The following is a 19,177-nucleotide window of genomic DNA, read 5'->3' as shown; positions in this document are numbered from 1 at the left end:
AAATGAAGAAAATATACATCGGGTTTTTATCAATTTTTGCAGCTGCGACTTTGGTTGCTTGTGGATCAAATGGAGGAAACACAGCGAGCACAGACGAAAGCGGTGCTGTACCAGTTTCTGAAGACAAAATTATCAAAGTGGCTGGACAAGCTCCTCCAATGACTGACGTTGTCAAACTAGCAGCAGAAGTTGCTGCAGAAGACGGTTGGCAGATCGAATTGGTGCAGGTTAACGATAACGTTGCCTACAATGACATGGTAGCTAGCGGAGAAGCTGATGCCAGCTTTGCCCAGCATCAGCCATTTATGGAAGCCTACAACGAAAGCAAAGATGCCAACCTAGTAGCGATCCAACCGATCTATGATGCAAAAGTTGGTTTTTATTCTCGTGAATATGATTCGATCGATGAGATTCCAGATGGTGCAACCATCGCGATCCCAGACGATACGTCCAATGAAGGTCGTGCGCTAGCGATCTTGGATGAACAAGGTCTGATCAAAATGCCAGATGGAATTGGTGTGAATGGTACGATCAAAGATATCGAAGAAAATCCGAAAAACTTTGAATGGTTGCAAGTCCAGTTGTTGAACTTGTCTGAAGCTTACGAAGAACCAGAAGTAGCCTTGGTCTACAACTACCCAACTTATATTGCTAAACTTGGTTTGAAACCAGCAGATGCCGTCTTCCTTGAACAAAATCCTGATCAGCCATTTGCGATCCAGTTGGTTGCTCGTGAAGACAATCAGGACTCAGAGAAAATCAAAGCTTTGCATGAAGCAATGACTAGCGACCGTGTCCGTGAATTTTTGGAAAACGAACACAGTGATACCTTAGTTCCAACATTTTAATTGAGTATCCGATCCGCCATCGCAGAAGTGATTGGCGGATTTTTTGCGTACTTGTTTTAAAGTGTGTTTTGATGGATATACGTGTGGGTACGTGTTAAAATAAATTTGTGAAAGGGGTATCTGTGTGCCACTGTCAGGAAAAGAAATGGTGAAGCTGTTAAAAAAACACGGCTGGGTAGAAAGACGACAAACTTGGATCACACCATCATTTGTATAAGAACGATGTGCGAATCACTGTTCCAGTACATGGGAGCCAAGATTTAGGGAAGGGACTAGAAAATAAAATTCTGAAAGATGCAAAATTAAAGGAAGTTGAAATCTTAAAGAAGGAGAATGATCTATGAGTAAACGTGCACTCGTAAAAGCATATCCGGCGATTTTTCGACCAGAAGAACCCCAAGGATACATGATTGAATTTCCTGACGTTCAGGGAGCTTACACGGGAATCAATAGTGATGATATTGCTTACGGAATGGAGATGGCTGAAGAAGTGCTGGGCTTGATTTTAGCAGATTATTTAGAACAAGGTAACAGCTTGCCTGTACCGTCATCTATTGATCAAATTGAACATGACAAAAAAGAATTCGTGACGTTGATCAAGGTGGATTTGGAGGACTATCTAAAGGATCAAACCTTGATAAAGAAGACACTGACGATCCCTAAATGGGCAGATAAGTTGGGAAAGCGCGCTGATATCAATTTTTCTTTGCTTTTGACAGAAGCTATTTCAGCTAGAGTCTTGCATCATTCAGAGGAGTGAATGCTTCTTTGGTAGGTTATAAATAATTGAATAAGGAGAAATATCCGAGCGGTGGAAAGAAATACTTTCTGACGCTTTTTATTATTAAAAGAACTTCTTTCATTATTGTAAGATTAAGATTTGTTTAGGATCAGGAGGGTTCAAAGGAGTTATGTTATAATGTGAATAACTTAAAATAGTCAAGACAGGAGGGGCTTAACGTGTTGATTGTATTGATCTTGTTATTACTATTTGTTCTCAAACAGGCGCCTGCAACAAAAAAAGCGCGTGTTTTTAGTGCTGTCTATACAGCTTTTTTATATGTATCGGGAGTTCTTTTTTTCTATAATCAGGCAAACATTTCTGTTGGCTGGGGGAATGCGCTCTTGCCGATCACTGATTTTCCAATGAGTGGCTGGATCGTGATCGGAACGGCACTGTTGGTTGGTGGACCGGTCGCTGTCATGATTCGGATGATCAAGGAGAAAAAAATCAAAGTTGCACTCGTATTGACTAAAAGAAATTGGGTGAATTTGATTTTTTCAGCGCTTTTGATCTTTGGAGGTGCCTTGGCTTACACCAGCAGTCTCTGGGCGATGAAGGGCATCGGCAATATGCGTGTGGATCAAATCGTTTTTGCGATGACACAGCCTTTGACAGGAAGTGATCCAGGACAGATCCAGGCTTTTATCCTACAGCCGTTTTTGCAGGCTCTTTTATGGAGTGTGTTGGTTCTTTCCTTACTCGTTTTGTTCACGACTTGTTCGATCCAGTTTGGTAACGGTCGCGAGTATCGAGTCAAACAGTTTCGTAGTAGGGTGACTTTGATGGTTGGTTTGCTGGCAGTGGTCTCCGGGATCTCCATGAGTGCCAAGGAGATTGGTTACGCAGATATCAAGTCTTACTATTTTGAAAATACGGAAATCTACGAAGCAAGTTATGTGGACCCGAAAGAAGTTGCATTGACATTTCCTAAGCAAAAACGAAATTTAGTTTATATCTTTTTGGAATCGATGGAAAGTAGCTACATGTCTACAGAGTTGGGAGGCAGTCAGCCTTATAATCTGTTACCGAATTTGTCGAATCTTGCGGAAACAGAAGGAATCCATTTTTCTAACACCAATACATTAGGTGGTATGCTGCAAGTTCCTGGAGCCAATCAGACAGCTAGTTCAATGGTTGCTCAGACCTCTGGGTTGCCACTACGTCCATCTTCTGGCTTTGAGCTTTTTGATGGTTCAGGAAAAAATAGTGCCGAATATTTTCCAGGGGCGTATTCGATTGGAGAGGTCTTGGAAAAAGAAGGGTACAATCAAACCTTGCTAATCGGCTCGAAAGCGGAATTCGCTGGTAGAGATCAATATTTTCAGCAACATGGAAATTATGAGATCCGTGATTATTACTGGGCAGTTGAGCAGGGATTGATCCCTGAGGACTATTACGTTTGGTGGGGCTATGAAGACGAGAAGTTGTTTGATTATGCCAAGGACACGTTGAATGAATTGGCAGCGAAAGAGGAACCGTTCAATTTGACGATGCTGACAGCCGATACCCATTTTGAAGATGGCTATGCAACCGAGGAAACACCGGATTTGTTTGGTGATCAATACAGCAACGTCATTCATGCGTCTGACCGCCAGCTCAAAGAATTTCTGTCATGGATGAAACAACAGCCGTTTTATGACAATACGACAGTCATTCTGTGTGGCGATCATTTGACGATGGATAGTGATTTTTTTGATGATCTGGATCCTGAGTATCAACGGACGGTATTTAATTTGTTCTTGAATACGGACAAACAACAAGTGGCAGATAAAAATCGTCAGTTCAGTGCAGTCGATCTATTTCCAACAACATTGTCTGCTTTGAATGTGAAGATCTCAGGTGATCGTTTGGGCTTAGGAACGGATTTGTTTTCGGATAAACCAACGATCATTGAACAGATGGGCTACGACACGTTTTCTTCCGAACTGATGAAGCGTTCGAAGTTCTACGATGAGAATCTACTTTTGAGTGATGAAGTGGGCAATTGATCCGTTCGGGATTTATAAGCTACTGTTGACTTTGACCAGAGTAACGCTACCTACGAGTAGGACTTGCTTCAGGTCAGCCGTGGAACCGACGTGAGCCTGTAGTCTCACGTCTTTCAAGCTTCAAAGGGACAGTAGCCAATAAAATCGGCAACTGTCCCTAATTCACATTGAATTCTAAACACGGCGACAACGCAAGTCCTTCTCTTCGTTACGCTAAAGTAGCTTTTTTATTCGGCAAGTAGGTTTCGTAAATATTCTCACTTCCATTTCTACTTTGCGAAACGGAACAACAAGACTGTGATGTCACCGTGTTGAAGAGCCAATGTGAATTACAGAGACTGGTCGCTTGAGCGATTAGTCTCTGTTTGAAGCTTGGCAACCTTGAGACTTTAGGCTCAAGGTGGTCTCTCGGTTGACGAAAGCAGACTTTGTTGTGCAGTGCAGCAATTTTCGATTAAAAGCGATAGGAATTGACAACTGTCGAATTTAGAGTAGCAAGAGTTTTTAGCAGTCTGCACTAGCGTAATCGGTGGGCTTCTGCTAAAATGGTAAAGGATGATTTTAAGAACAAAGGAGACGTTAAAATATGATTTCAGCAAGCGATTTGAGAGCTGGTAATACTTTTGTACAAGATGGTAAGTTGATCAAGGTTCTAGATGCCAGCCACCACAAACCTGGTAAAGGCAACACAGTTATGCGTATGAAGCTAAGAGACGTACGTTCAGGTGCGACTTACGACACAACTTTCCGCCCAGATGAAAAATTTGAAAAAGCACACATCGACACGAAAACAGTTCAATATTTGTATACAATGGAAGACACTGGTTATTTCATGGATCTAGAAACTTACGATCAATATGAATTACCAATTGAAACTGTGGAAGACGAAATGAAATACATTTTGGAAAACATGGAAGTAAAAATCCAATTCTTCGGTAGCGAAGTAATCGGTATCCAACTACCAACAACTGTTGTCTTGCGTGTAGAAGAAACACAACCATCAATCAAAGGCGCAACAGTAACCGGTTCAGGTAAACCAGCAACAATGGAAACTGGGCTAGTAGTCAACGTACCAGACTTCATCGAAGCAGGCGAACTATTAGAAGTCAACACAACAGAAGGCACCTATGTAAAACGTGCTGGTAAATAAGAAACCCAAGACGTTAAGTAGTAAGAAACTACTTAGCGTCTTTTGCTGTGAATCACTACGATTCGCCGAACAAAGTGAGAGCGAGAGTAGATCCTTCAAGAGCTTAGCGGTTTACCGCTTAGAGCTTGATGAGATCGTAATGAAATGAAGTGATGAACAGTACTAGCTGAGCGAAGCGAGGGTAGTCTCCTTCGTCCGAATCACAGTGATTCAGCGACTGAAAGGAGCTGAGAACTGATGATGAACAGTACTAGGCGACCGCAGGGAGCGTAGTGTCCTTCGTTCCGAATCACAGTGATTCGCCGAACAAAGTGAGAGCGAGAGTAGATCCTTCAAGAGCTTAGCGATTTATCGCTTAGAGCTTGATGAGATCGTAACGGAGTGAAGTGTTGAACAGTACCTCCTGTAACTTCAATAAGTTTCAACAATCAAAAAATTTAACAGCAGGATGTGAATACATTGCAAAGCATGGAAAAGAAAATGGAGCTGGTTTTTATCAGTTTCTTAAGTATTATCATTGGTCTGATGGTGGGAGCAGTCGATACCTTATTTGGTAGGGTACTGCTGTTTCTAACGGATTTTAGGCAGGAACATTTTCTGTATTTGATTCCATTTTTGGCTCCTGTCGGAATGCTCTTTACATACTTTTTTCTCAAGTATGGTAAAACCAGTTCTCAAGGTATGGGGCTGATTTTCCAAGTCGGTCAGAAAGAAGCCGAGTTGATCCCCAAGCGTTTGACCCCTTTTATTATTGTGGGAACATGGTTGACGCATTTATTCGGCGGAAGTGCCGGGCGTGAAGGGGTGGCTGTTCAGCTTGGGGCAGCGATCGCTCATCAGATGGGCAGCTTCTTCAAAAAAATCGAAAGCAGTCAGTTTGTGGTAATCGGGATGGCAGCTGGTTTTGGTGGTTTGTTTGAAACACCGATCGCAGCAACCTTCTTTGCGATGGAGGTCTTAGTCGTTGGCAGACTGCGTTACGATGTGTTGTTGCCAGCTTTGTTTGCTGCCTTTTCCGCTAGCTGGACCTCTCAGTTTTTGGGATTGGAAAAATTTTCTTTTGCTTTGAATACACCAATATCAGTAGATTTTTCGCTCTTTTTAAAATTGATTCTTTTAGGGATCGTTTTTGGATTGACAGGTCGTTTCTTTGCCGCTGGTTTGAAGCAGACCAAACAGTTTTTTTATCAACGATTTCCTGATCCGATTCGTCGTATTGGAGCGATCGGTCTGTTGTTGAGTTTCTTGCTAGTCTTGTTCTTTCAAGGACGTTATTCTGGGCTGGGAACGAATTTGATCGCCTTTAGTTTTCAGGGAGAACCAATTGCAAGCTATGACTGGTTATTGAAGATTTTGTTCACGATCCTGACCTTGAGCATTGGTTTTCAAGGTGGGGAAGTCACTCCTTTGTTTGCGATTGGTGCTTCATTGGGGGTAGTATTGGCTCCGCTTGTGGGTCTACCGGTAGTCTTGGTTGCGGCCTTAGGATATATCAGCGTTTTTGGCAGTGCGACGAACACCTTGTTAGCACCGATTTTCATTGGAGGGGAAGTGTTTGGTTTTGAATATCTTCCCTATTTTCTGATCGTCTGTGGATTGGCCTTTGTCTTTAACGGTAATCGTAGTATTTATGGCAATCAAAAACAGCTTGAAGAGTAGCATGGATGATTGACAGGACGAAGGATCGTCCCTTATACTTGCGAGAATGATGAAGAGAAGGAAGGGAGACGAAGAGCGATGCGCAGTAAAAATCCTCAGAAAAAATTTAAGAAAATGGTCGCGATCGAGCCGACAAAGCTATTGCCTGAATGGGATGAAAAATTAAAAAACTATGCGGAAGAAACGGTTTTTTACAAAGATATACCCAATGATTCTGAAGAAATCATTCGACGAATCGGTGATGCAGACTGTGTGATGTTGAGCTTCACCAGTAAGATTGAGAAAGAGGTACTGGAGGCCTGCAAACAAATTCGTTATATCGGTATGTGTTGCAGTTTGTATGCTCCAGAGAGTGCGAATGTAGATATTCTTTTTGCCAACGAGCAAGGCATTACGGTCAAAGGTGTTCGAGACTACGGCGATGAAGGTGTCAGTGAGTATGTGATCAGCGAACTGGCCAGATTGTTGCACGGTTTCGGCGATGTCATGTGGAAAGGCGAGCCCATGGAGTTGACCGATCTGAATATCGGAATCGTTGGTATGGGAGCTGTGGGTAGCTTGGTGACACAAACGCTGAATTTCTTTGGCGCCAATACCTTTTACTACAGCCGAACGCGTAAACCAGAGATTGAAGAAGACTATGATTGTACCTATCTTCCGCTGGAACAGCTACTGCCTAAAGTAGAGATTTTGATCACTTGTTTGAATAAAAATGTCGTTGTTTTACATCAAGAAGAATTTGAACTATTTGGAAATGGCAAAATATTGATGAATGTCTCAATCAGTCCTTCCCATGAGATTGAGGCATTGGCGAAATGGCTGGAAGCTCCCGGCAATCACGCCTTTAGTGATACACCTGCAGGTTTGGGAGAAGCTGTAGTGGGATTGGAAAATGCTTATGTTGGAACGCGAAGTGCTGGACTGACCGCTCGTGCGAAAAACAGACTGGCAAAAAAAGTGATCGATAATATTGAAGAGTTTTTTGAAGCTGAAAAATAAATAAGCCACAAAAAAGCGACTGTCTCTTGAAAAAGAAGCAGTCACTTTTTTTGTTTAAGGTTATTAAGTTCATCTCATAGAACCAAATGAAAAGGTGCTTTCCGTTGTGAAAGCACCTTTTTTTACGGGCAGACGTTTTTATTCTGATGATCAATCAAATAGCGCTCTTTTTGTTTTCTCTGCAGTTTTTTGAAAGCTGCTTCGGCTTTGGTGGCTTCGCTGCGAGTTTCAAAGACTTCGGCATGGATCATTTGCAAAGGTCGGCGACTGGCAGGATGAGTATATTTTGCACCCGTCCCGGCATTGTGCTCTTGCAATCGACGAAGCAGATCCGTGGTGTAACCACCGTAAAACGAATTGTCCTTGCAGTGTAGGACATAGAAATAATGCTTAGTTTCCATAAAGCATCCTGTGAGTTTCGGGGTTATAATTCCCGTTTTCATCGTAAGTGATCAGCGGGGGAGCGACTTTGAACCCGTCTGTTTTGCCATCTTTGATCCCTTCGATCAAAAGGATATTGGCTTCTTTTCCTTGTTTAGGATAAACGAACTGCACACGTTTAGGTGCGATCCGGTAGTTGCGCATGCACTCGAGAATATCAAGAAAGCGGTCAGGACGGTGGACCAGGGCCAAACGTCCGTTGGTTTTCAATAGTTTACTGGCTGTCTGGATCACTTCATCCAAATTTGTATGGAGTTCATGCCGGGCGATCGCCAAATGTGGATTGGGATTTTTGATCGCGGTCTCCGTATTTTTGAAATAAGGAGGGTTGCACAGCAGTAGATCCACGGAGTCTCCTTTGATTTTACTCAAGCTTTCTTTGAGATCGATGGGATAGACGGTCATCTGCTCTTCTAGTTGATTCAACTGAATGCTTCTTTGGGCCATGTCGGCTAGCTTTTCCTGTAGCTCGATTTGATAGATCTTGGCGTTGGTCTTCCGGCTAACGAAGAGACCCACCGCACCGTTACCAGCACAGAGATCCACGATCGTTCCACGTTTCGGGATCGAAGGGAAGTTTGCCAATAAGACAGCATCTAAAGAAAAGGAGAAGACTTTTGCGCTTTGGATGATCTGGATATCGTCTGCATAGAGCTGATCGATTCGTTCACCTTCATTAAGATACATGACGGATACTCCTTTAAAATAAATTTCATTTTCCATTATACTTGATTTGCGTAAAATTTGAGAGAAAAAACTTGTCAAGCCGGCTTTTTTTTTGCATACTAAATTTAGTTGTCAGTGCCACTTTTCCAAACATCCAACTGGGTAACAGGATAGATTTGTAGGAACGAGTGGTTAAGAAAGGAACGAGAGTATGTTTTTTACATTTATGCGCGGTCTTGTACGCGTGGTTTTATTTTTAGTGAACGGCAATGTCCGCTATCAAAACCGAGAATTACTACCAAAAGATGAAAACTATATTTTGGTGGCCCCTCACCGTACTTGGTGGGATCCCTTGTATCTGGCTGTAGGAGCGCGGCCGAAGAAATTTGCTTTTATGGCGAAAGAAGAGTTGTTTAAAAATCCAGTTTTACGTTTTATTTTAACGAAAGCCAATGCGTTTCCAGTCAAACGAGACAAACCTGGACCAAGCGCGATCAAGACACCCGTTAAAATCTTGAAGGACACAGAGCTGAGTTTGATCATGTTTCCAAGTGGTACCCGACATTCTACCGCATTAAAAGGTGGAATGGCTGTGATCGCAAAAATGGCAAAGGTTCGTGTGGTGCCTTCGGTCTATCAGGGTCCCTTGTCGTTGAAAGATCTGTTCAAGCGTAAACGAGTAACCGTTCGATTTGGTGAACCGATCGATCTGAGTGATATCAAGAAAATCAATAACGATGGCTTGGCAGAAGTTGAACGCCGTATCCAAGGAGCATTTGATCAGCTGGATAAAGAAATAGATCCTAGTTTCCGCTACGAAGTCAAAAAATAAAGCAACAAGACATTTTCCCTTTTTCAAGGAAGAATGTCTTGTTTTTTTGTCACGCTAATCGTTCTATTTTCGTTTTCTGAATTATAAAAAGTACTTTTTGATTGACTCCTTATCTTCTAGAAAATTGATTCAGGGTTAGTCGTGATTGAAAAAGCTTCTCGCAGTGAAGTGGTGCAAGGTAAAAGCAAGGATAAATTATAGCATTTTTATGGGATAGATTTGAAGCAACTCTCAAGAAAGTGTTATAATGGTCAGAAGACGATTTTTAAGAGGTGACGGCATGCGATTTTTACATACAGCTGATTGGCATATCGGAAAAAAGCTCCACGGCTACGATCTGCTGGCGGATCAAAAGGACAGTTTGGCGCAAATTCTGCATCTTGCAAAGGAAGAACAGGTGGATGCAGTCGTCATTGCAGGCGATCTGTATGATCGTTCCGTCCCTAGTGTGGAAGCAGTCGAGCTGTTGAATCAAAGCTTGATCCAGTTCAACTTAGAGGAAGAACTGCCAATTTTAGCGATCTCAGGCAACCACGATTCCAGTACCAGACTAGGCACTGGTGCGCCCTGGTATCAGCAAACGAATTTTCATCTGGTTACCGACCTGTCAGAGGCTTTTGCGCCAGTGACGATGGGCGATACCCAATTTTTTCTGTTGCCGTATTTTGAACCAATCGCTGCCCGTCTGTATTTTGATGAACCTTTGATGACGATCTCAGACGCTGTACAGAGAGTCGTTGAGGAATTTGTGAAGCTGTTCGATCCAACCAAGAAACAAGTACTTGTGACACATTTTTTCATCGCAGGTGGTCTGCGAACAGAATCAGAGACACCGATCGAGGTAGGCGGACTAAACAGTGTGCCCAGCGAGCTTTTGCAAGCTTTTGACTACGTGGCCTTGGGGCATCTGCATTCTAAAAATGCGTTGAAAAAGGGTAGCCTACGTTATAGTGGCTCACCCTTGAAGTTCTCTTTATCTGAATTAAATGATCAAAAAGGGGTTTGGATCGTGGATACTGAACAAGCGGAGATCGAACCGACGTTTCATCCCTTGAAGCCCTTAAGAGACATTCGACAGATGGAAGCTTCTTTTGCGGAACTGATCGATCCAGCTTTTTACCAAACCGTGGAGCGAGAGCATTTTTGGCAAATCCAATTAACAGATCGTGCGGTGATTCCTAATATGATGAATCAACTGCGGGAGATCTATCCAAATATCCTGACAGTGGAAAGAGTCAACGGTCATGAGTCTCAGACGATCCAGCGATTAAAGAAACGTGAACAACAACCTCAAAAGCTAGTACATACTTTTTTTGAGGAAATCACTGGAGAAGAACTGACCAAAAATCAGGAGAACTGGTTGCAGGAAGGACTGCAAGCAGCACTGGATACAGAAAAGAGGGATGGATAGATGCAACCGAAAAAACTGACCTTGACCAATTTCGGACCGTTTATTCATGAGACTGTCGATTTTGATGATTTTCAAGAAGCAGGTCTCTTTTTGATCAGTGGCAAGACCGGTGCCGGTAAAACAACGATTTTTGACGGCATGACTTTTGCTCTTTTTGGCGAGACATCTGGACAAATGCGTTCTGGCAAAGAGATGCGTTCCATGTTTGCTACGCCAGAGGAAGAAACGTTGGTCACTTTTACCTTTGAGCATCAAGGACTTTTTTATGAGATTGCTCGTTCTCCGGAACAAGTATTGAAGAAAAAACGTGGCGAAGGAACCAGAAAGCAAACAGCCAAGGTTTCGTTGACGATTTATGACGCACAAATGCAGGAACAAAAACAATATACCAAGCGAACGGAAGTTGATCAGTTTATCAAGGACTTGCTACATCTGGATGCGAAACAGTTTTTCCAGATCATTTTACTACCGCAGGGAGAATTTCGTAATTTTTTAGTTGCTTCCAGTAATGATAAAGAAAAGCTTCTGCGACATTTGTTTAGCACTGAATTGTATCAACGGTTGAACGAATGGCTACGCCAAAGGCAAAAGACGATGACAGAAGCTCTGAGTCAGCAGCAACACCGAATGGAGGCACTGGTGGAACGCTTTCGCTGGCAAGAAGAGGCGCGACCGGGCCTTGCTTTGCAAGAGACTTTGCAAGGTTGGCAGAAGGATCTAGCCTATTTACAGTCGGAACAAGCACTTGCTCAAGAAGCGCTGACAGCAGTTAAAGTGCTGGAAAAAGAGACGGAACAAGCCCTTTATGCAGGCAAAGAACTCCTGAAAAAAAGGGAAGAATACCAGCAGCTACAAGCGAAAAAACAAGAAATCGAAGAACGGTCTTCCGAGATCGAAGCGATGCAAAACCGCTTGGATCGTTTGATCTGGGTGGAAAAACAAGCCAGCCTACTGAGCAATCTGGATCAATACCGCAAGGAACATCAAACAGCGGAAGAAGCAGCGACAATCGTTCAGAATCAGCTTCAACAAAATGAACAGGCTCAACTCGAGTGGCAAGCGCAGGCAGCAACCATCGAAGAACAGAGAAAACAAGTGCAGGACCAACAGAAAAGTCTCCAACGCTTAGAAGATCTGTTGCCTTATGCCCAAGAAGTCCAAAAGCTTCAGAAAGAGCAGAGCACGCATCAGGAAGTGTTGAAAAAGCTAGAGCAAGAGCTGATCGAGCTTCAACAGACCCTTCAGCGGATCGAAACAGAGGAGACTACCTGTCAGGAACAGTTGAAAGCGGCTGAGGATCTGCAGCAAAGCGAGATTCGTTTGATCCAGTCAGAACATTTGGTAGAAGGCTGGCAACGTCTGAAACAAGCTGTTGAAATGAGTCAGAAGGCCGAAGAGCAAGTGAAGAATGAGCAGACGTCCCTTCAAAAAGAACGAACAGTAGCTGAAGAAGCATGCCTTGCTCTAAAGGAGACCTTTGAGGAACGTCAAAGTGAAAATGCCAAGATGCAGATCGCACGTCTGCGCTTGTTGTTAAAAGACGGGGAGCCTTGCCCGGTCTGTGGTTCTAAAGAGCATGCTCAGGAAAATACACATCAAACGTATTCTACCGAAGAGATCGCTCAAAGTGAGCGGGAGCTAGAAGCAGCAGAAGCCAATTTTCGAGAGCAAAGAGAACAGCTACAACAGCTGATTATGAGACAAGAGCAGCTGGAGCATCAACAGAAAAATCTGGAAGAACAGCTTGCAGAGGAGCAACAGGCACTGGAACAACAAACGATGCAATGTGAAGAATCATTGGAGACGACGTTTTTTGAACAGTCACCAGTAGAGCTGCTGAAGGATCGTCAAGCAAGGTTGCAAAAGGAAAAGAGCCGACAGACAGAAGTGCAGGCCCGCCTTGAAATGATCCACTTGCAAAAAAACGAGCTTGCTCAGCAACAGCAGACTCTGGAAAAAGAGAAACAAAAAAAACAAGCGACTTGTCAGCAGTTGTCAACGAAGATTTCTACGCTAATGGAGCAGCTACAACAGCGATCGTATGAGGAGCTACAGCTAGAGCAGGAGAAACTTTCCAAGGAAATACACCAAGTAACAGCAACGATCCAGATCTATGATGAACAAGGAGAGACCTTAAAGCTGACGCAAACTCGTTTGACTGCTGACCAAGAGCACTGGAAACAGCAGCTGTCTGGATTAACAGCCAAAGTTTTGGAGTATCAGCAAAAAATCCAAGAGCAGATCGCGGCAAGTACCTATGACTTTTCCGAAGAATCGTTGCGCCAGGAATTGACGAAGGTCGGGGAAGCTCAGGAGTTAAAACGTTCCTTGGATAACTATGGGCAGGAACGGCGTTTTGTGATCCAGCGTCTAGAAGAGTTGGCGGAGGTTGCCCAGCAAAAAGCACCTGATCTGGCACAGCTTCAGGCAGAGCATCAGCAGGCTGAGGCGCAGGCAGAAGAGCTACAGCAGCAGGTCATTCAGCAACAGGAGCTCTATCGCAACAATCAGGAGCTGTTGGTGCAACTGACGCAATTAGCGGAGCAAAACAGTGTACAATTAGAAGAGATGAGTCAATTGCAGCAATTGTTCCAAACGATGAATGGTGACAATCAGCAAAAAATCAGCATTGAGCGATATGTGTTACAATCATTTTTAGCAGAGATTTTAGAAGTGGCCAATCAACGGCTGATCAAACTGACTCGCGGACGCTACCAGTTCCTTCTAGCAGAGGAAAAGGGAAGCTACCGCAGTTCAACAGGTCTGGAGATCAATATTTATGATGACAATGCTGGTATGAGTCGTCGAGCCCATACCTTGTCTGGCGGAGAGAGCTTCATTGCGGCGCTAGCCTTGGCTCTTTCACTGGCAGATGTGATCCAAAACCGATCAGGCGGGATCGCCATTGAAGCCTTGTTCATCGATGAAGGCTTTGGTTCTCTGGACGAGGAATCCTTGGAAATGGCGATGGAGGCCTTGGAAATGATCGAGAATGAAGGTCGATTGATCGGGATCATTAGTCACGTAAGGGAATTGAAGGATCGTATCCAGCAGCAGCTGGTCGTACAAGCCAATGGAAATGGACAAAGCCGCATCAAGAGTCAATTGATGTAGAGGAGGAAAATGAATGAAGTGGAGCATTCCAGAAAAAATCATTGATAAAGCAAGAGCCTATCTCAATGATGGTCGTGTCCTGTCTGTGACACCAGATCCAGAGAATCAAGTCTGGCATGCGGAAGTATTGGGAAGCGAACTGTATCGTGTGGATTTGGATGCCAGTGCTAAGGAAGAAGACTATTGTCAATGTCCTTATTGGGAAGAGCATCATTACTGCAAACATACGGTAGCAGTTGAATTGTATTTGCGTAAAGAAGGCAAAACACGGATGCTTTCAAAGAGTGAAGCGCCTAAAAAAGAAGTTTTTTCACCTTCTGTCATGTTTTCTAATGGTTTTCACCGTTTAGCGATGGAAGCCAATGAGCAAGTGGTGCCACTGGCGATCGAGTGTCAGCTAGAGAGTTTACCAACCAATCCGTATCGTCATGAGCTGGATGTCTTGGGGATCTCGCTGAAAATTGGCGAACGAACAGGTCGCAGCTACGTGGTTAAAAATATTTACAAGTTTTTACAAGTCTATGAAGAAGAAAAAAAATTTTTGGTCAATAAACAAAACAGCTTTCATTTGAATCCAAAGGCTTTTGATGAAGCAACCAACGCTTTTCTGGAAAGATTGTCTCATCTAGCACAAACACAGCAATTGAGTGGGCAGTCTGGGATTCAAGTGAAGGGAAAGCTGGATAAAAAGTATTTGCTTTTACCAGTAGAATCGGCGCGTTCCTTCGTGGAAGAAATGCTACAGTTTCCTTTCCTCTTACAAACGGAGACGGAAAAAATACGAACGCTACGATTTGCAGAAGAGACGAAGCCTTTGCGCTTTTCTTTGGCAAGAGCAGCAGATCAGTTTGAATTAAAGGTCTTGAAGGACTTTGACCAAGTGTACAAATATTATGGTTGGGGCATCGTGGATCAGCAGATCTATTTCTTGAATACGAAAGAGCTGGAAATCTATTTGACCATGCAGCAGCTGTTAAAACGCTTAGAAATTCCGGTTATTGCCTATCCTAAAAATGAATTGTCGGTCTTGTTCAAACAGGTCTTGCCTTTGTTACGCAAGATCGGACAAGTCCAGATTTCTGAAGAAGTCTATCAATATATCAGTGATGAAGCCTTGAGAGTCATCTTTTATTTGAAGAGACGTCAAGGAAATATCGATCTACGAGTGGATTATGTTTATGGCGAAGTGGTTTATTCGACGGATGACAAACATCAGCGAATTCCTGACGGGCATCCTGAGATTTTGCGGGATTACAAGCAGGAACAGCGAGTGGAACTACTGGTACAAACCTTGAATTTCCTCAAGACAACGACCGGCTGGAAGAAGCCGATCCCGACAGGAGAAGACTTGTATCGCTTCTTTAATCTCGAATTGTCTTATATGCGCCAGTTGGGTGAAATCCGTATGGGGAAAAAATTGCGGGAACTTTATCTAGACGGTCGCAAATTCCAACCACAGATCGAGGTCAGTCAATCAGGTTCATGGCTGGATGTTTCCTTTGATATCTCTGGCATTCAAACGAATGAGATCGATGCCGTACTGCAAAGTCTGATGCGTAACGAACGTTTCCATGCTTTGGAAAATGGTCAGGTCTTATCCTTGGATTCTGAAGAATTTCAGGAAACCAGCAAAGTGCTGGCACAGTTAAGAGAAAACATCCAGACACAGCGTGGAGTGGTGCAGTTGCCCCTGAATCAAGGATTGCAGCTACAAGATCAGCTAGGAGATCGAGCACATTTTAGTGAAGATTTCGAGCAGATGGTGGATGATCTGACTCATCCGGAGAATTATGCAGCGGAGCTTCCCGACAATCTGCAGGCAGACTTGCGGGAATATCAGCTGACGGGTTTCCGATGGTTGAAAATGTTGAGTCACTATCAATTTGGTGGAATTTTGGCCGACGAGATGGGACTTGGGAAAACCTTGCAGACGATCAGCTATTTGCTTTCTGAAAAAGCAGAACATCAAACCATCCAGGTTCTGATCGTGGCACCGGCAAGTTTGACTTATAACTGGCAGCAGGAGCTCAAAAAATTTGCACCGAGTCTGCAGGCAGTTGTAGTGAGTGGCAGCAAGGAAGAACGTGAGCAACAGCTACAACAGGAAGGCGACATCTGGATCACCTCCTATGCCAGCTTGCGTCAAGACATCGAAACGTATCGTCAGCAAAACATCGACTATCTGATCTTGGATGAAGCTCAAATGGTCAAAAACAGCAGTACTAAGACTGCGCAGGCGTTACGTTCGCTGAAAGTGCCGCATCGTTTTGCTTTGAGTGGCACGCCGATCGAGAATCATCTGGAGGAGCTGTGGGCCTTGTTCCAAATGATCATGCCGGGCTTCTTCCCAAGCAAGCAAAAATACCGAGAGCTGTCGACTGAAAAAATCGCAGCTATGATCCAACCCTTTATTCTGCGTCGTGACAAACGAACGGTATTGAAGGATCTGCCGGAAAAACTGGAGACCAATTATTACAGTGCTCTGACCGAAGAGCAAAAAACAGTCTATCTGGCATATCTACGTCAAATGCGCGAAGAGATCTCGGGAATGGATTCGTCAACGTTCAAGAAAAATCGTATCAGTATTTTAGCTGGTCTAACTCGTTTGCGACAGATTTGTTGTGATCCACGACTCTTTGTTGAGGACTACGAAGGTGGCTCTGGCAAACTGGAGCAGGTCAAGGATCTGATTCAAGCAGCGAAGGAAAACAATCGTCGTGTATTGTTGTTTTCTCAATTTACTAGTATGTTGTCGATCATTGAAGAAGAGTTGGCAGAAATTGGTCTGGAGACCTTCTATCTGCGAGGCAGTACACCGCCCAAAGAACGTATCGAGATGGTTGATGCCTTTAATGCAGGAGAGAAGGATGTCTTCCTGATTTCATTGAAAGCTGGCGGGACCGGACTGAATCTGACAGGTGCCGATACGGTGATTCTCTATGACCTATGGTGGAATCCAGCAGTCGAAGAGCAGGCAGCCGGCCGAGCACATCGAATCGGACAAAAGCATGTCGTCGAGGTTTGGCGTATGATCGCTGAAGGAACCATTGAGGAACGGATGAATTCTCTGCAGCAGGAAAAACGAGAATTGTTCCAAAAAGTCATTCAAGGCAATGAAACACAATTGCAGCAAATGACCGAAGAAGACATTCGCCTGATTTTGAGTGTTGGTGAAGAATAACAAAAAGTATCTGTTTTCTGAATAAGAGACAGATACTTTTTTTAATGAGAGGAACTGCAAAATCCCTTCTTTGCGTTTCTATTTTAGTTTCTCTATAATGAGAGTTATTGAAAGGAGGAAAGGGAATGTTAAAACGTTTCTTTAGTTATTATCGACCGTACAAGTCGTTGTTTTTATTAGATTTTTGTTGTGCGATCTTAGCCGGTATTCTTGAATTGGCTTTTCCGATCGCTGTCAATCAAGTAATTGATACGATCATGCCACAAAATAATTTTCGCTATGTGATCCTAGCATCGATCGGTCTATTTGCTTTTTATATTATCAATACGGTTTTGCAATACATTGTCGTTTACTACGGACATAAGCTAGGTGTCAATATTGAGACAGATATGCGTCGGGAATTGTTTGGTCATCTGCAAAAGCAGTCCTTCGAGTATTACGACAACCAAAAGACTGGTAAATTGATCAGCCGTTTGACCACCGATCTGTTTGAGATCTCCGAGGTTGCCCATCATGGTCCAGAAGATGTTTTCATTACGATCATGACTCTGGCAGGTTCGTTTCTTTTGATGCTGAATATGCACGTCAAACTGGCGTTAGCAACCTTTGCGTTGATTCCGCTAATCTCGTTGGCGCTGATTTTCTTCAATAAGAAAATGACCAATGTGAATACCGAGATCTACGACAATCTAGGGGAATTCAATGCGGGTGTGGAGGCTGCTGTCAGCGGTATCCGTGTGACTCAGTCCTTTGCTCGTGAGAACTTTGAAGCCCAGCGTTTCAATCGTTTGAGTGAATTATATCGTCAGTCCAAGATCGTCTTTTATCGTGTGATGGCGATCAGCTCGGCCTACAATTATTTGATGATTCGCTTGATCAATTTGTTTGCCTTGATTTTTGGTGCCTATTATACGATTCAAGGAGAACTGACTTATGGAGAGTTCGTCGGCTTTATCTTGCTTTCAAATGTGTTTGTTCGTCCAATCGAAAAGGTCAATACTATGATTGAAAGTTATCCTAAAGGAATCGCTGGTTTCAAGCGTTTGACAGAGGAGCTGGATAAAGAATCATTGATCCAAGACAAGCCAGGAGCGAAACCTGTGACACAATTGACGGGCAATATCTCTTATCAAAATGTTTCCTTTGCTTATGCAGATGCAACGAAAGTATTAAATAACATTTCGTTGGATATCAAAGCAGGAGAGACGGTGGCTTTTGTGGGACAAAGTGGCTCTGGAAAGACGACGCTTTGTAATTTATTGCCACGTTTTTATGAAGTGACGGAAGGTCAAATCACGATTGATGGTCAAGATATTCAGGATATGACCTTGGCATCCTTGCGACAACAGATCGGTACTGTGCAACAGGAGGTCTTCTTGTTTCCGGGAACGATCCGTGAAAATATTGCTTATGGCAATTTGGATGCAGGTGAAAGAGAGATCCGTGAAGCTGTTCGTTGGGCCCATTTGGAAGGTGTGATCGATCAAATGAGTGACGGATTGGATACGGTGATTGGTGAACGTGGCGTGAAATTATCTGGCGGACAGCGTCAGCGGGTAGCGATCGCACGTATGTTCTTGAAAAATCCACCAATCTTGATCTTGGATGAAGCGACCTCTGCTTTAGATACGGAGACAGAACAAGTAATTCAGGAATCACTCAACTCCTTGGCCGCTGGTCGAACGACCTTGATCATTGCCCATAGACTGGCAACGATCAAACATGCGACTCGGATCATTGTCATGAGTGAGCGAGGGATCCTTGAAGAAGGTACCCACGAAGAACTGATGAACAGAAATGGACACTATCGTAAACTGTACGAAGCACAATTTCATCATTAATAACAAAACAAAGGACAAAGAAAAGGCCGAAAAAGGCAATTTTTCTTTGTCCTATTTGATTTTTTAGTTTTCTCATAATCGTTAAAATAAAACACCTCATTTTCATGAAAATGAGGTGTTTGATGAGAGTCTCGAGTAGCCTCTAAGAAAAACAGTAACACCTCGTGAAAAATTTACTTAAGTTATAAAATAACAAAAATGAAGTGTTTGGAACACTCGCTATTGACCGAGGCGATTTAAAAAGAGAAAAGAGCTTGCTGTGA

12 protein-coding genes and 3 pseudogenes are annotated in these 19,177 nt (G+C 43.4%); 13 read left to right on the top strand and 2 right to left on the bottom strand.

All coding sequences use genetic code 11. The annotated features are described in order from the left end of the window. Nucleotides 1-2 precede the first annotated feature (2 nt). From ACWODM_RS03320 to ACWODM_RS03290, 7 genes and pseudogenes are all read left to right on the top strand, one after another. Nucleotides 3-848: a MetQ/NlpA family ABC transporter substrate-binding protein gene (locus ACWODM_RS03320; protein WP_455319943.1), complete on the top strand. Its 846-nt coding sequence runs from the start codon at nucleotides 3-5 to the stop codon at nucleotides 846-848. A 124-nt stretch (nucleotides 849-972) separates the two neighbouring features. Then, nucleotides 973-1,192: pseudogene (locus ACWODM_RS03315) on the top strand (type II toxin-antitoxin system HicA family toxin). Then, nucleotides 1,189-1,608: a type II toxin-antitoxin system HicB family antitoxin gene (locus tag ACWODM_RS03310; RefSeq protein WP_455319942.1), complete on the top strand. Its 420-nt coding sequence runs from the start codon at nucleotides 1,189-1,191 to the stop codon at nucleotides 1,606-1,608. Before ACWODM_RS03315 ends, ACWODM_RS03310 begins: the two are co-directional and overlap by 4 nt. Before the next feature lie 200 nt (nucleotides 1,609-1,808). Next, nucleotides 1,809-3,620 (top strand): LTA synthase family protein, encoded by a 1,812-nt coding sequence (locus tag ACWODM_RS03305; RefSeq protein ID WP_455319941.1) that lies wholly within the window; start codon nucleotides 1,809-1,811, stop codon nucleotides 3,618-3,620. Between the two features lie 586 nt (nucleotides 3,621-4,206). Further along, nucleotides 4,207-4,770: an elongation factor P gene (gene efp / locus ACWODM_RS03300; RefSeq protein WP_455319940.1), complete on the top strand. Its 564-nt coding sequence runs from the start codon at nucleotides 4,207-4,209 to the stop codon at nucleotides 4,768-4,770. Between the two features lie 468 nt (nucleotides 4,771-5,238). After that, complete coding sequence (locus tag ACWODM_RS03295) at nucleotides 5,239-6,429, top strand: chloride channel protein (RefSeq protein WP_455319966.1); 1,191 nt, start codon at nucleotides 5,239-5,241, stop codon at nucleotides 6,427-6,429. 9 nt (nucleotides 6,430-6,438) lie between these two features. Beyond that, entirely contained in the window at nucleotides 6,439-7,428 is a 990-nt protein-coding gene (locus tag ACWODM_RS03290; RefSeq protein WP_455319939.1) for an NAD(P)-dependent oxidoreductase, read from the top strand. A gap of 122 nt (nucleotides 7,429-7,550) precedes the next feature. On the opposite strand, the gene ACWODM_RS03285 is transcribed toward ACWODM_RS03290, so the two are convergent. Together ACWODM_RS03285 and ACWODM_RS03280 are read right to left on the bottom strand one after the other, a co-directional pair. Next, nucleotides 7,551-7,829, bottom strand: coding sequence for a GIY-YIG nuclease family protein (locus ACWODM_RS03285; protein ID WP_455319938.1), 279 nt, complete (start codon nucleotides 7,827-7,829; stop codon nucleotides 7,551-7,553). Further along, nucleotides 7,819-8,556 (bottom strand): tRNA1(Val) (adenine(37)-N6)-methyltransferase, encoded by a 738-nt coding sequence (locus ACWODM_RS03280; RefSeq protein ID WP_455319937.1) that lies wholly within the window; start codon nucleotides 8,554-8,556, stop codon nucleotides 7,819-7,821. The genes ACWODM_RS03285 and ACWODM_RS03280 overlap by 11 nt, the downstream gene beginning before the upstream one ends. A 190-nt stretch (nucleotides 8,557-8,746) precedes the next feature. Here ACWODM_RS03280 and ACWODM_RS03275 point away from each other — a divergent pair, with 190 nt between their 5' ends. The 6 genes and pseudogenes from ACWODM_RS03275 to ACWODM_RS03250 all read left to right on the top strand — a co-directional run bounded on the left by ACWODM_RS03275 (nucleotide 8,747) and on the right by ACWODM_RS03250 (nucleotide 18,914). Continuing rightward, nucleotides 8,747-9,367, top strand: a complete 621-nt coding sequence (locus ACWODM_RS03275; protein ID WP_455319936.1) for a lysophospholipid acyltransferase family protein — start codon at nucleotides 8,747-8,749, stop codon at nucleotides 9,365-9,367. Between the two features lie 280 nt (nucleotides 9,368-9,647). Next, entirely contained in the window at nucleotides 9,648-10,778 is a 1,131-nt protein-coding gene (locus ACWODM_RS03270) for an exonuclease SbcCD subunit D (RefSeq protein ID WP_455319935.1), read from the top strand. Beyond that, nucleotides 10,779-11,612 (top strand): annotated as a pseudogene (locus ACWODM_RS03265) (AAA family ATPase); the annotation flags it as partial. It lies immediately after the preceding gene. Between the two features lie 657 nt (nucleotides 11,613-12,269). Continuing rightward, nucleotides 12,270-13,892, top strand: a pseudogene (locus tag ACWODM_RS03260) (SbcC/MukB-like Walker B domain-containing protein); the annotation flags it as partial. A gap of 13 nt (nucleotides 13,893-13,905) precedes the next feature. Further along, nucleotides 13,906-17,073, top strand: a complete 3,168-nt coding sequence (locus ACWODM_RS03255; RefSeq protein ID WP_455319934.1) for a DEAD/DEAH box helicase — start codon at nucleotides 13,906-13,908, stop codon at nucleotides 17,071-17,073. 125 nt (nucleotides 17,074-17,198) lie between these two features. Then, the gene (locus tag ACWODM_RS03250; RefSeq protein ID WP_455319933.1) at nucleotides 17,199-18,914 is read left to right on the top strand and encodes an ABC transporter ATP-binding protein; all 1,716 of its coding nucleotides are present in this window, start codon (nucleotides 17,199-17,201) and stop codon (nucleotides 18,912-18,914) included. The last annotated feature ends 263 nt before the right edge of the window (nucleotides 18,915-19,177 follow it).

Source organism: Enterococcus olivae, from assembly GCF_053760925.1.
This window is presented reverse-complemented; position numbering and strand designations above follow the sequence as displayed.